Source organism: Paraburkholderia sp. Clong3, from assembly GCF_050436485.1.
In the GTDB taxonomy this organism is placed as follows: Bacteria; Pseudomonadota; Gammaproteobacteria; order Burkholderiales; family Burkholderiaceae; genus Paraburkholderia; species Paraburkholderia tuberum.
This window is the reverse complement of sequence record NZ_JBNDMH010000002.1, coordinates 1,446,577-1,459,531: the sequence shown is the minus strand read 5'-3', so window position 1 is coordinate 1,459,531 and position 12,955 is coordinate 1,446,577. Positions and strand designations below refer to the sequence as shown.

At 64.8% G+C, this 12,955-nt stretch carries 10 protein-coding genes; 9 read left to right on the top strand and 1 reads right to left on the bottom strand.

The annotated features are described in order from the left end of the window. Positions 1-9: 9 nt before the first annotated feature. The 4 genes from OKW30_RS11005 (at position 10) to phaZ (ending at position 3,523) form a co-directional block, all read left to right on the top strand. On the top strand, positions 10-474 hold the full coding sequence (locus OKW30_RS11005) for a MaoC family dehydratase (protein ID WP_184064068.1): 465 nt from the start codon (positions 10-12) through the stop codon (positions 472-474). Between the two features lie 47 nt (positions 475-521). Continuing rightward, complete coding sequence (locus tag OKW30_RS11000; protein WP_429346692.1) at positions 522-2,228, top strand: alpha/beta fold hydrolase; 1,707 nt, start codon at positions 522-524, stop codon at positions 2,226-2,228. Positions 2,229-2,294: 66 nt separating this feature from the next. Continuing rightward, positions 2,295-2,618: a phasin family protein gene (locus OKW30_RS10995; RefSeq protein WP_429346691.1), complete on the top strand. Its 324-nt coding sequence runs from the start codon at positions 2,295-2,297 to the stop codon at positions 2,616-2,618. Positions 2,619-2,689: 71 nt separating this feature from the next. Continuing rightward, entirely contained in the window at positions 2,690-3,523 is an 834-nt protein-coding gene (phaZ, locus tag OKW30_RS10990) for a poly(3-hydroxyalkanoate) depolymerase (RefSeq protein ID WP_429346690.1), read from the top strand. A gap of 159 nt (positions 3,524-3,682) precedes the next feature. Here phaZ and OKW30_RS10985 read toward each other — a convergent pair whose 3' ends face one another. Further along, positions 3,683-6,334 carry a LuxR C-terminal-related transcriptional regulator gene (locus OKW30_RS10985; RefSeq protein ID WP_429346689.1) on the bottom strand — a complete coding sequence of 884 codons (2,652 nt, stop codon included), beginning with the start codon at positions 6,332-6,334 and terminating at the stop codon, positions 3,683-3,685. Between the two features lie 328 nt (positions 6,335-6,662). On the opposite strand from OKW30_RS10985, the gene OKW30_RS10980 reads away from it, so the two are divergent. From OKW30_RS10980 to OKW30_RS10960, 5 genes are all read left to right on the top strand, one after another. Next, positions 6,663-7,919: an acyl-CoA dehydrogenase family protein gene (locus OKW30_RS10980; protein ID WP_429346688.1), complete on the top strand. Its 1,257-nt coding sequence runs from the start codon at positions 6,663-6,665 to the stop codon at positions 7,917-7,919. A gap of 55 nt (positions 7,920-7,974) precedes the next feature. Then, positions 7,975-9,090, top strand: a complete 1,116-nt coding sequence (locus tag OKW30_RS10975; protein WP_429346687.1) for a saccharopine dehydrogenase family protein — start codon at positions 7,975-7,977, stop codon at positions 9,088-9,090. Between the two features lie 64 nt (positions 9,091-9,154). Further along, positions 9,155-10,396 (top strand): thiolase family protein, encoded by a 1,242-nt coding sequence (locus OKW30_RS10970; RefSeq protein WP_429346686.1) that lies wholly within the window; start codon positions 9,155-9,157, stop codon positions 10,394-10,396. A gap of 54 nt (positions 10,397-10,450) precedes the next feature. Further along, on the top strand, positions 10,451-12,067 hold the full coding sequence (locus tag OKW30_RS10965) for an AMP-binding protein (RefSeq protein ID WP_429346685.1): 1,617 nt from the start codon (positions 10,451-10,453) through the stop codon (positions 12,065-12,067). 136 nt (positions 12,068-12,203) lie between these two features. Then, the gene (locus OKW30_RS10960; protein WP_187626831.1) at positions 12,204-12,953 is read left to right on the top strand and encodes an electron transfer flavoprotein subunit beta/FixA family protein; all 750 of its coding nucleotides are present in this window, start codon (positions 12,204-12,206) and stop codon (positions 12,951-12,953) included. The last annotated feature ends 2 nt before the right edge of the window (positions 12,954-12,955 follow it).

Below are 12,955 nucleotides of genomic sequence, written 5' to 3'. Positions count from 1 at the left end.
GCAGACACGATGAGCATCAAGGAATACAGCATTGCAAAAATTGACGACTTCGTTGGCCGCGAGCTGGGCCTGTCGGACTGGGTTGTCGTTGATCAGGCGCGCATCGACGCATTTGCGGCGTGCACGGGGGACCGGCAGTGGATTCACGTGGACGTGGAGCGCGCGAAGCGCGAGAGCCCGTTCGGCGGCACGATCGCGCACGGCTATCTGACGCTCTCGCTGCTGGCGGCGCTCGCGATCGAGATCGGTCTCATCCCCGAGGATGCGTCGGCCGGTCTCAACTACGGGCTGGACAAGGTGCGCTTCATGACGCCGGTGAAGGCCGGCGCGCGAGTGCGCAACCGCGTGACCCTCGTATCCGTGGAGAAGAAGGGCAGCGCACGGATCATCGTCAAGACGATGAACGAGTTGCAGATCGAGGGCGAGGACAAGCCGGCGCTGATTGCCGAGTCGCTGGCGATGCTGGTGGCTTGACCCTTACCCGTTGACAAAGCTGAATGCGTTGTTTGAGGAGCATCAAGATGGCAGCAATAACTGACAAACCGTCGCGAATCGACCAGACGGACGATCTCTCGGCGTCCGCCACCGAAGGCATGCTGGGCCCCAACCCGTTTGTCGGGCTGCGTCCACGCGACTTTCTGGCGACCGCGCAACAGATCGGCACCCAGGCGCTGCGGCAACCCGCGCTGCTCATGGAGCAGGAAGCGGCGCTCGTGCGCGAGCTGATCGCCGCGCTGTATGGCAGTGCGGAAGTTATGCCGCCGCCGGGCGACAAGCGTTTTGCCGACCCCGCGTGGCGCGACAATTCGTTCTACCGCCTCACGCTGCAGAGCTATCTTGCATGGCGCAACGCGATGACCGGATTCGTCGAGCGTTCCGCGCTGGACCCGAAGAGCAAGGAGCGCGCGCAGTTCGTGATGTCGCTGGTCACGGACGCACTGTCGCCGACGAACACGCTGCTCGGCAATCCCGCGGCGGTGAAGAAGCTTGTCGATTCCGGCGGCGCGAGCTTCATTGGCGGCGCGAAGAACCTCGTGACGGACATGCTGCAGAACCAGGGCATGCCCGCGCAGGTCGACAGGAGCGCGTTCGAGGTGGGCAAGAATCTCGGCACGTCGCCGGGCGCGGTGGTGTTTCGCAACGAGGTGCTCGAGCTGATCCAGTATGCGCCGGCGACCGCGAAGGTCTATAGCCGTCCGCAATTGATCGTGCCGCCGCAGATCAACAAGTTCTATGTGTTCGATTTGTCCGAAGGCAAGAGCATCGTCGACCATCTGGTGAAGAGCGAGTTCCAGGTGTTTGCGGTGAGTTGGCGCAACCCCACCGCGGCACAGAGCCACTGGGATCTCGACACTTATGTCAGCGCGCTTATCGAAGCGATCGCGGCGGTGCGCGATATCACCGGCAGCGACGATGTGAACCTGCACGGCGCGTGCTCCGGCGCGATGACGATTTCGGCGCTGCTCGGCCACCTCGCGAGCCGCGGTGAAAAGACCGTCAACGCCGCGACGCTGATGGTCGCCGTGCTGGACAGCTCTGCCGACTCGCAGCTCGGTCTCTTCGCGACGCCCGAAGCCATCGCGGCGGCGAAGCAGAACAGCATATCGAAGGGCGTGCTCGCCGGCGAGGAGATGGGACGCGTGTTCGCATGGCTTCGGCCCAACGATCTGGTGTGGAATTACTGGGTCAACAACTATCTGCTGGGCAAGGCGCCGCCCGCGTTCGACATCCTCTACTGGAATAACGACGCGACCCGGCTGCCCGCGCGGCTGCATGGCCAGTTGCTCGACATCTTCGCGGGCAACCTGTTCAGCAAGCCTGGCGCGCTGACGGTGCTCGGCACGCCGATCGACCTTGCCGGCGTCACGTGCGACAAGTACGTGGTGGCCGGTATGACGGATCACATCACGCCGTGGAAAGGCGTGTACAACACGGCGCGTACCTTCGGCGGCGACACGCGGTTCGTGCTGAGTTCGAGCGGGCACATTCAGAGCCTGGTCAACCCGCCCGGCAATCCGAAGGCGAAGTTCTTCCTCAATCCCGAACTGCCGGCGAATGCCGAAACATGGCTGGCCGGCGCACAGGCCGAAAAGGATTCGTGGTGGAAAAACTGGGCGGACTGGCTGCGCGAGCGTTCCGGCGAAAGTCGTGCGGCACCGACGGCGCTCGGCAGCGAGCGGCATCCGGCGGGCATCAAGGCGCCCGGGACCTACGTAATGGAAGCTTGACACACACCCTGATTGGCCGGGTTATGGCTGTTATTTTCCAGATGCAATTTTGTGGAGATTCGAATCATGGATTCAACCAACCCGAATAGTATTTTCGCTGAGTACACCAAGGTCTTCGGACAGTTCAAATTGCCTGGCGTCGACGTCGGGAAGATCCTCGAGTCGCGTCGCAAGGACATCGAGGCGCTCGCCGAAGCCAACACGGCCGCGTTCGTGGGCGTGCAGTCACTCGCCCGGAAGCAGGCGGAAATCATGCGCGCGATGTTCACCGAGCTCCAGTCGTTCGGCGCGCGGCTCGCCGCATCGGCAAGCCAGCCCGCGAACGCCGGCGAAGTGGTTCAACAGGCCTTGCACAAGGAGTTGAAAACGCTCCTGCAACCGAAGAAGTAACTCGGTATGGTGATATGGCATGCCGAACCCCCGATGAAGTGTTCCGCCAAAAGGTCGTCCGGATGACAGAGATGCAACTCACCCCTGAGTCTTTCTGCGGTATGCAGGTCCAGATGGTCGATCTGGACGGCCAGGTCCTGCGTGTCGCGACGTGCAAGGGCAGCGACGCTTCGCCGCCGCTCCTCATTTTCAACGGCATCGGCGCCAACCTTGAACTGGCGGAGCCGTTCGTCGCCGCGTTGGAGGATGTGAGCGTCATCATCTTCGACATCCCCGGTGTGGGCGGCTCGCCCGCGCCCCTCGTGCCGTACCGCTTCTCGACGCTGTCGGTGCTGACCGACAGGCTGCTGTCGCGGCTCGGCTACGACGGGCCTGTCGATGTGCTCGGCGTATCGTGGGGCGGCGCGCTCGCGCAGCAATTCGCGCGTCTCTATCCGGTGCGCTGCCGCAGGCTGATTCTCGCGGCGACCTCGCCGGGCGTCATCATGGTGCCGGCGAAGCTTTCGGTGTTGACGAAGCTGATCGGGCCACGCCGCTATACCGATCCGGACTACCTCCAGCAGGTGGGCGCGGAAATCTATGGCGGCGCGTACCGGCGGGATCCGTCGCTGCTGAAGGAACATGGCCGCCACATCCAGGCGCCGCGCGGCCGCGGCTACCTCTACCAGTTGCTGGCTGCTTCGGGCTGGAGCAGCCTGCCCTGGCTTGGCGCGTTGCGCCAGACCACGCTCGTGATGCACGGCAACGACGACCCGATCGTACCGCTTGCCAACGCGAAGATTCTTGCGGCTCGCATCCGCCACGCGAGCCTTCATGTCATCGACGACGGCCACCTGTTTCTCATCACGCGCGCGAACGACGTCGCGCCGGTGGTGCGCCAGTTCCTGCGGCGGGAGGCGAGTTGAGCTTTCTCGCGAACGGCGGAGAAGGTCCGCGGCGCGCCGCGGCCGATGCGCCGGCGTATCGGAAAGCCCCGCGTTTGAAGCAGATGCGGCGGAGCGCGACATGTCTGCTCGTGGTCATGATCGCGCTGCTCTTTGCGTGCGTGGTTTCAGCCGTCAGGGCTAGCCGCTCCCGACGAGCCCCAGCGCCTGCGCGCGCGCAACCGCCTGTGCGCGTTTGTCGACCGACAGCTTCACGAAGATACTCTTCACGTGCGACTTGACGGTTTCCGGCGCAATGCCGAGGGTGCGCGCGATTTCCTTGTTCGACTGCCCCTCTGCGATCAGGCCGACGATATTGCGTTCCCGTGCGCTCAGAGACGCCCGCTCGGTGTCGAGTTCGGGTTTCCTGTCCCGCTGGTACAGTGCGCGCCAGCCGTCGAGCAAATGATCGATATAGCGCAGCATGTCCTGCGACTGCGCGCTCGGGTGCGTGTCGTCGCGAACAGCCTGCAGCAGCGAGCCGATTTCCGGACACAGGTCAATGATCGACTGGTAGATACCGGCTGCCGCGGCGTCCTTCAGGACTTCGCGAAAGATTTCGACGGCGCGGGCCCGTTCGTTCGCACTCAGCCAGACGAGGGCAAGCACGGTTCGTAGCCGCAGCGCGAGATAGTCGGCATGCCGCGCATTGGCGCCCTGCAGCGCGACGGTCAGTGCCTCGACAGCGTCTTGCGGTCGCTTCCCGGCCATCGCGACATAAGCCGCGCCGAGTGCGTGATAGGTCTGCGTCTCTGACGAGACGGTGCCCGAAGGGGCGGAGCCGGCGGCCGCAAACTGCTTCAGTTGCGCGACACATCCCGCGGCTTGCGCCGTTCTTCCTTCCACCAGATAGAGCCGCGTGCGCTCGACGAGGGCGGCCGCGACCAGCCGGTCCCAGCGGCGCGCGTGTCCCAGCGCCTGTCCCTGATCGAGCAACGCGTAGGCTTGCGCGGTATTGGACCGCGCGGCTGCGATCCGGACGAGCAACCGGTAGGCGATCAACGTGCTGTCGAGCAGCAGGACAGCCAGCTCGATCACCGGCATAAGATCGGCAAGCAATGCTTCGGCCTCGTCGAGCCGGCCCTGCTCGTATCTGATCTGCGCGATCATCGGCGCGCACAACGCGGTGGAGATGGATTGCGGACCGGCATGAAGCTCGGCCAGTTGCAGCGCCTCCATGAAATACCGCTCCGCCAACCCGAAGTGCATCTGCTGCATCTCCGCATGGCCGAGCAGGCAGAGCCGGTAGGCCGAAGCGAACACATTACGCTGGTCTTCTTCGAGCGAATAGGGGATCCACGGCGTCGCATGGAGCGCGTCGAGGTTGCCCGCTTTCCAGTGCCCGAAGCGCACGACGTTGGACGCGACATTCGTGGTCCAGAGGTCGTTCGACGGCCGCTCGAGGCACGGCTGTGCGATCGCGAGCGCCCGTTGCGGATCGTCCTGCAGCGCCGCTACCACCGAGCGGATCACCTGGCATTCCCAGCGGATGTTGCCGGGGTCGGCGTTCGCGCCGGCGTCGCGCTCGATCGCGTCCAGCATCGCGAGCGCCTCGTCGGAACGTATCGCGAGCGCCATGCCCCATGCGATCGCAAGCGTGACCTTGACCTGTCCGCGCATGAGATGTGCCGGAAACCGCCGTTGCCAGCCGAGCAGCGTGAGCAGATCGCCTTTCTTGACGAGCGCCATCGCGCAGTGGCCCATCAACGAGATCGCCTCGTCGGTCGCGCCCGCGGCGATCGCGTGCCTGACGGCGTCGGTCCACTGTTCCTGCTCCGCATACCACTGGCACGCGCGGCGATGCAGGTCCGCCACCTCATCGCGATACTGCGTTTCCAGCCGCTGGCGCAAGTACTCGCCCATCAGGTGGTGGTAGCGGAAGCAGTGTCCCTCCAGATCCATCGGCTCCAGCAGCAACTGGCGCGCGGCGATCGTCTCCAGCATCGCCTGGCCGGATTCGGCGCCGGTCAGCGCTTCGCACAACGACGCGGTTAGCCGCTCGAGTATCGCTGTGCGCAGCATGAACTCGACCATCCTGGGCGGCAGGCGTTCGAGTATGTCCTGGAGGTAGGCCGCAAACGGCCGGGACGCGCCGGATGGCACAGCCGGTTCCCAGCCCAGTCTGGCTTCCTCCCGCAATAGCACCGACGCCGAAATGCGCAACGCCGCGGCCCACCCTTCGGTGTTCGCGAACAGCGACTTGACGCCCGTGGCGCGCAGCTTGCCGGGGCATGCGTGTTCGACAAAGCTGCACGTTTCGTCGAAGTTAAAACGCAGCGCCGACGCGTCGATTTCCATCAGATCGTTTTGCGCCCTCAGCCTCGCGAGCGGCAGCGCGGGGTCCGTGCGCGTACACACCACCACGTGCACATTGGATGGCGCGTTCGCGATGAAGAACGACATCGCTTCGTGAATCGCGGGAAGGCTGATCAGGTGATAGTCGTCGAGGAAGAGATAGACATCGTCGTCGACGTCGACGAGCTCGTTGATCAGCGTCGATACGACGGCGTGCGCGGGAACCAGCGACGCCTCTGTCGTGAGGCCGATTGCCGAAGCGCCGACATTGCAGCAGGCGTTGTGCAGCGCCCGCGCCACATGATGGAAGAAGCGCGCCGGTTCGTCGTCCTCGCTGTCGAGCGCGAGCCATGCGATCTGCGCGCCGCTCGCCCGCAGCCGGCTGAGCCAGGTGAGCGCGAGCGACGTCTTGCCATAGCCGGCGGGTGCCTTGATGACTGTCAGCCGACTGTTTTCGGTCTGCTCGGCAAGACTGACGAGCCGGGGCCGATCAATCAATCCCGCGGGCAGGCGCGGCGGAAAAACCTTCGTGGCAAGAAAGGGAGGCGGCCTCTTGAGGGGCGCTGCTTCAGGTACGTGCATCGGCTGCTCCGGGTGTTCGGATTGACGCTGGCTGCATCGCCCATTCCTGCTCCCGCGCCCCCTGTAAGGGGGATATGGCTCGGCGCGGCGCTGGGACATCATGGATTCCATAGAGGAGATCGAAGTTGAGCCAGCCGGACCTCGGTGTGCGCCGGCCGATCATGCCCGGATGGTTTGCCGGGCAACACGGAAGCCAGTGCGCTGCTCACGAAATGATACGCCCAACCACCTCGAAGGAGGAGACATGTCAGCCACATCCAGTCACATTGCAGTGCACAAACTCGGACCTCTTGGTGCGGAGCCCGAATTATCGGAAATGGGTCAGATGGTCCAGCAGACGGTCCATCGCTATGCGAAAGAAGTGTTGCGCCCGACAGGCGTCAAGCTCGATCGCATGACGCCTGAACAGGTGATTGCGCAGGGTTCGCCGTATTGGGACGCACGCGCGAAATTCGTCGAGCTGGGATTCGGTGTCGACGGGCTGCTCGAGCTCGAACCCGCCGAACGGGCGAAGACGATGTGCATTCTGTTCGAGGAACTCGGTTGGGGTGATTCGGGACTGGCGATTACGTATGGCGCGGGTCTTCTTCCCGCGTTGATGTCAGCCATGTTCAACAACCCGTTTTGCCGCGCGTTGACGCCGGACGAGAAGCTCGGCTGCTGGGCGATCACGGAGCCCGATCACGGCTCCGACATGCTCGACGCAAACGGCATGATCTTCCATTCGCAGGGCACGTACGGCCGGCCCAACTGCGTCGCGACGCTGCGCGGCGAAGAAGTGATCATCAATGGGCAGAAGTCCGCATGGGTGTCCAACGGTATCTCCGCGGACGTGTGCATTCTCTACTGCGCGGCGGACAGCGGCTTCGGCGTCGACACGAAGCGCGGCGTGGTGGTCATCGTGCCGCTGGATGCCAAAGGCGTGTCGCGCGGCAAGCCGCTCGACAAGATCGGTCAGCGCGCGCTCAATCAGGGCGAACTGTTTTTCGAGAACGTCACGCTCTCGAAGGACCACCTTCTCGCCGGTCCCGATCAGTATCTCGACGCGGTCTACGCGATCCACTCGCTCGCCAACGCGGTGATGGCGACGGTATTTACCGGCACCGCGCGCGCCGCGTTCGAGCTTGCGCTCGCCTACGCGCACGAACGCAAGCAGGGTGGCCTGCCGATCATCCGGCATCAGTCGGTCGCGTCGCGGCTCTTTCACATGTTCCGCAAAGTGGAGGCGTCCCGCGCACTCGCGCATCGCGTCGTCCACTACAACTTCACCGCGCCGCAGCCATCGCTGCATGCGGCGATGACGGCAAAGATCACCGCGACCCAGACTGCATTCGAAGTCGCCAACGATGCGCTGCAGATCTTCTGCGGCAACGGACTCACGCGCGAGTACCCGATCGAAAAGATCTGGCGCGATGCCCGTGCGTCGCTGATCGAGGACGGCTGCAACGAAATTCTTGCGATCAAGGGCGGCTACTACCTGATCGATCCGGAACTGCTCTGAACGGCGGCGGACGACTGCACAACTGAATGGATGACTAAAGGACGGAGACAAGGAAATGGCAACGGCTTACGAAGTGGTGCTCTACGGAGCAAGCGGCTACACGGGCAAGCTCACGGCGTGGAAGCTCGCCGAACGCGGGATCCCGTTCATTGCCGCGGGTCGTAACAAGCAGCGGCTGGCGGAGGAAATGGCGAAGGTGCCCGAGCTTGCCGGACACGACTATCAGTGTGTGGCGCTCGAGCATGAAACCGGCGCGCTCACCGAGCTGTTCAAGGGCAAGAAGGCGGTGATCAACATCGTCGGGCCGTTCATGCAGCTTGGCCGTCCTGTCGTCGAGGCGAGCCTTGCGGCCGGCTGCCACTACTTCGACACGACCGGCGAAACCGACTGGATGTCGCTGCTCAAGCGCACCTACGGACCATCCTTCGCCGCGAAGGATCTCGCGCTGTGTCCGGCCAACTCGTACATGTGGACGGAAGGCAATCTCGCCGCGGAGATCGCGCTTCAGACGCCGGGCATCGACACGCTCGACATGCTCTATCTCGGCGATTCGGAGGTGAGCGTCGCATCGACGATGTCGTTCCTGCGGATGTGCACGCAGCCGCAGTTCTATCTGCGCAACAACGAACTGGTGCAGTGGCCGTGGGCGACGTCGTACCAGGTGCACGTGCCGGGCGAGCACGTACTGCTGAATGCATTGCCCTGGAGCGGCGGCGGCGAGCCGATCTGGTACGAAGACGATCCGCGCGTGCGCAACTGCCAGACGCTCGTGTCGTTCAGGAATCAGGAGCGCTTCAACGGCGTGATCGGCCTCCTGAAGAAGTTCGAGCAAGAGTGCCGGCAGCTCGATGCGGCGAGGCAGGAAGAAGTCACCAACGAGTGGGGCAAGGCCGTGACGCAGGTCGAACCTGCGCGCGAGAACCCGGATGTCAACCGCTGCACGTTGTCATGCCAGGGGCGCGGCAATACGAACTCCGTCAGCGTGGTGCTGCGCGGCAACTCCCCTTATGCGCAAACCGGCGTGCTCGGCGCGGAAGCGGTACGCCGCGTACTGCGCGGGCAACTGCATGCGACCGGCTTCGTTTCGCCCTCGCAAGCGTTCGGCGCGCGCAACCTCGTTGCCGCCCTGGCCGAAGAAGGCTATCTGGCCTACGAAGTGAAGCACGTCTGACAGCGAACCGGACCGTCTGCGTCGCGCACGCGTGGCGCGGACATTTCACCGATGGAGAGTAGAGATGGCCAACGAAGTGTATATCGCGGGTGTCGGGATGACGCCCTTCGGCAAGCATCTGGACACGAGCGTCAAAGCGCTGACGCGCGCTGCGGTGGAAGGCGCGCTCGCCGACGCCGGCTGCGACCGCGCGCAATTGCAGGGTGCGTTTTTCGGCAATTCCACACAGGGGCACATGGAGGGCCAGCACATGATCCGCGGCCAGCTTGCGCTGCGCGCGATGGGCGTGGACAGGATTCCCGTGATCAACGTCGAGAACGCCTGTGCGAGCGCAAGCACGGCGTTCCATCTCGCGGTGAACTACGTGAGGGCCGGGGCTGCCGACATTGTGCTTGCGGTGGGTGCGGAGAAGATGTTCTCAACCGACAAGGCGCGCACGTTCAGCGCGTTCGACGGCGCGTGGGACGTGCACGACACGGAGAACGGCACGCGCCGGCTGCTCGAGATGGGCAGCGGTGTCGAGCCGCCTGCCGCAAGCGTATCGCCGAAGCCCTATAGCGTGTTCATGGATATCTACGCCTCGATGGGCCGCATGCATATGCGCGAGTTCGGCACGACGCAGCGCCAGTTCGCCGCGGTGTCCGCGAAGAACCACGGGCACTCGGTTCACAATCCGCTCGCCCAGTACCGCCAGGCGTATTCGATCGACGAGATTCTCAGTGCGCCGCCGATCACCTATCCGCTGACGCTGCCGATGTGCTCGCCCGTGAGCGATGGCGCGGCTGCCGCGATCGTGTGCAGCGCCGCCGGCCTCGAACTGCTCAACGGATCTCGCTCGCGAGCGATTCGCGTGCTGGCGTCCGTGCTGCAGACCGGCAGCGACAGGCCGGCCACCGCGCTCGACCGGCATCTGGTCCGGCTCGGTTCGCAGAGCGCGTATGAGCAGGCCGGCGTCGGCCCGCAGGATGTGTCGGTCGCCGAAGTGCACGATGCGACGGCGATCGGCGAAATCATCCAGTCCGAAGTGCTCGGGCTATGCGAGCCCGGCTTGGGCGGCGTCGCGGCGGAACGCGGAGACACCACGATCGGCGGACGGATTCCGATCAATCCGTCCGGCGGCCTCGAATCGAAGGGGCATCCGATCGGCGCGACAGGACTGGGCCAGCTCTACGAACTCGTGATGCAGCTACGCGGCGAAGCGGGCGCACGCCAGGTGGAAGGCGCGCGCATCGCGATCGCGGAGAACGGCGGCGGGTTGTGCGGCGTGGAAGAGGCCGTTGCCAGCATCACGATTCTCGGACGTTGAGGCGCAGCCGTGAGAACCGCGAACCGAACCGCATCTGCAAGGAGATGAAGCGTCATGAGCACCCGACCCGATACCACACTGGCGGCGCTGATCGCCAACCGCGTCGAGACGATGCCCGATCTCGACGTGCTGACTGTCGAAGGCGGCGGCGTGCGGCCTGATGAAGTACGCACCTACCGGCAGCTCTGGGAGAACGGTCAGCGCCTTGCCCAGGTGCTGATCGATCAGGGCATGCGTCCCGGCGAGCACTTCGCGCTCCTGATGGCCAATCACGCGGAGTTCGTCGACGCGATGGTCGCGGCCTCGATCTCGGGCACGGTGTTCGTGCCGATCGATCCGCGCGCGAAGGGCGACAAGCTCGCGTACATGCTCGAGAACGCCAGGTGCAAGGGCGTGATCGCCGCCGACTACGCGCTCGGCAATCTGATGGCCGTCAAGGATTCGCGCGCGCGGTTGCAGTGGGTGATCGGGCTCGAAACCGACGAGGGAGCGAAGCCGCTTGCCGATTTCACGGGCGTGGCGTCGTACCGCGCGCTGCTGCCGGCGCATGTTCCCGAACTAGCCATCGACACCGGCAGCCCCGAGTCCGCGATGCAGCTGATCTTCACGTCCGGCACCACCGGCGACCCGAAGGGCATCGTGATGACGCATCAGCGTTATTGCGGGACGTCGGCGGCGGTATCGGCGCTGTTCGGCTACGCGCCCGACGACCGGCCTTACTCGGGATTGTCGCTGACGCACGCGAACGCGCAGATCGTGACGCTCGGCGCGTCGCTGATGGCGGGCATGCGCGCGGTGCTGTCACGCCGTTTCACGAAGTCGCGCCTGTGGGACATCGCACGCAAATACCGGTGCACCTCGTTCACGTTGCTGGGCGGCATGACCACGGCGATCTACAGCGAGCCGAACAAGCCCGACGATGCGGATAACCCCGTGCGCTTCGTGATTTCGGCGGGCATGCCGGCGGCCATCTGGAATGCGTTCGAGACGCGCTTCGGCGTGCGGATCGTCGAGTTCTACGGCGCGGCGGAAGGCGGGATCACCGTGAAGCCGCTCGGGACCGGTCCGGTCGGCAGCATCGGCAAGCCGGTACCGATCCTGACACACCGCATCGTCGACGACGACGGCAACGACTGTGCCCCCGGCGTGTCCGGCGAACTGCTGTTCCGGCCGGCGGACGGCTCGCCGTTCAAGGTCGAGTACTTCGGCAATCCGGAAGCCTCAGCGAAGAAGTGCAAGGACGGTTGGCTGTACATGGGCGACGTTGTGCGCGAGGACGGGAACGGCTGGCTCTTCTTCGAGTACCGCAAAGGCGGCGGCATTCGCCACAACGGCGAGTTTATCGATCCGGCGCCGATCGAGAGGGTGATTGCCGAGTCGGGCGCAGCCGAGGACGTCTACGTCTATGGCGTGAAGGCCGCGTCCGGCGCGCCCGGCGAGAAGGATGTCGTCGCTGCCGTCGTGCCCAGGCACGCGGCCGGCTTCGACCCGCAGCAAGTGTTCCGCGCCTGCCGCGCGAAGCTCGAAGCGAGCTCCGTCATCACGTGGCTGCAGGTGGTGCCGGAAATCCCGAAGACCGCGTCGGAAAAACCGCTTGAGCGCTTTCTCGTCGAGATGTTCGAAGCGCGGCGCGACAACGTGTTCACCGAGGAGGGGGGCAAGCCTCGGTGACCTGATCGACCTTCCCGCATGCGCTGCCGCAAGCGAGCAGGCCGCGCGTGCTCCAGACGAACGATGCGACATCCGGGCCCGCCTGCTTACAGGGCCGGCCGGGTGGAGCGCTTTTTTTCGAAAAACGGAGTAGGCAATGAAAGTACTTGTTCCTGTCAAACGCGTCGTCGACGCGAATGTGAGGGTCCGCGTGAAGGCCGACGGCAGCGCCGTCGACATCGCCAACGTGAAGCTGTCGATGAACCCTTTCGACGAAATCGGCGTGGAAGAGGCCGTGCGCCTGAAGGAGGCCGGCGCGGCGTCCGAGGTGGTCGTCGCGTCGTGCGGCGTGCAGGGCTGCCAGGAAACGCTGCGCACCGCGATGGCGGCGGGCGCGGATCGCGGCATCCTCGTCGAGACCGACGCCGAGCTGCAACCGCTGGCGGTCGCGAAGCTGCTGAAGGCGCTGGTGGACAAGGAGCAGCCGCAGCTCGTGATCCTCGGCAAGCAGGCGATCGACGACGACGCGAACCAGGTCGGCCAGATGCTCGCGGCGCTGCTCGGCTGGCCGCAGGCGACGTTCGCGTCGAAAGTAACCGTCGAAGCGGGGAAGGCCACGGTGACGCGCGAGATCGACGGCGGCCTTGAGACGATCGAGGTCGATTTGCCGGCGGTGATCACCGCCGATCTGCGGCTCAACACGCCGCGCTACGCGACGCTGCCCAACATCATGAAGGCGAAGAAGAAGCCGCTCGATGTCGTGACGCCGGACACGCTCGGCGTCGACATCGCACCGAGGCTGACGACGCTGAAGCTCGCGGAGCCGCAGAAACGCGAGGCGGGCATTCGCGTGGCCGACGCCGCGGAGTTGCTGGACAAACTGAGAAACGTTGCACAAGTCATCTGACC

Bases quoted from the DNA above. Each gene is read 5' to 3' on its own strand.
- OKW30_RS11005 (WP_184064068.1), top strand. From the start codon at position 10: ATGAGCATCAAGGAATACAGCATTGCAAAAATTGACGACTTCGTTGGC.
- OKW30_RS11000 (WP_429346692.1), top strand. From the start codon at position 522: ATGGCAGCAATAACTGACAAACCGTCGCGAATCGACCAGACGGACGAT.
- OKW30_RS10995 (WP_429346691.1), top strand. From the start codon at position 2,295: ATGGATTCAACCAACCCGAATAGTATTTTCGCTGAGTACACCAAGGTC.
- phaZ (WP_429346690.1), top strand. From the start codon at position 2,690: ATGCAACTCACCCCTGAGTCTTTCTGCGGTATGCAGGTCCAGATGGTC.
- OKW30_RS10980 (WP_429346688.1), top strand. From the start codon at position 6,663: ATGTCAGCCACATCCAGTCACATTGCAGTGCACAAACTCGGACCTCTT.
- OKW30_RS10975 (WP_429346687.1), top strand. From the start codon at position 7,975: ATGGCAACGGCTTACGAAGTGGTGCTCTACGGAGCAAGCGGCTACACG.
- OKW30_RS10970 (WP_429346686.1), top strand. From the start codon at position 9,155: ATGGCCAACGAAGTGTATATCGCGGGTGTCGGGATGACGCCCTTCGGC.
- OKW30_RS10965 (WP_429346685.1), top strand. From the start codon at position 10,451: ATGAGCACCCGACCCGATACCACACTGGCGGCGCTGATCGCCAACCGC.
- OKW30_RS10960 (WP_187626831.1), top strand. From the start codon at position 12,204: ATGAAAGTACTTGTTCCTGTCAAACGCGTCGTCGACGCGAATGTGAGG.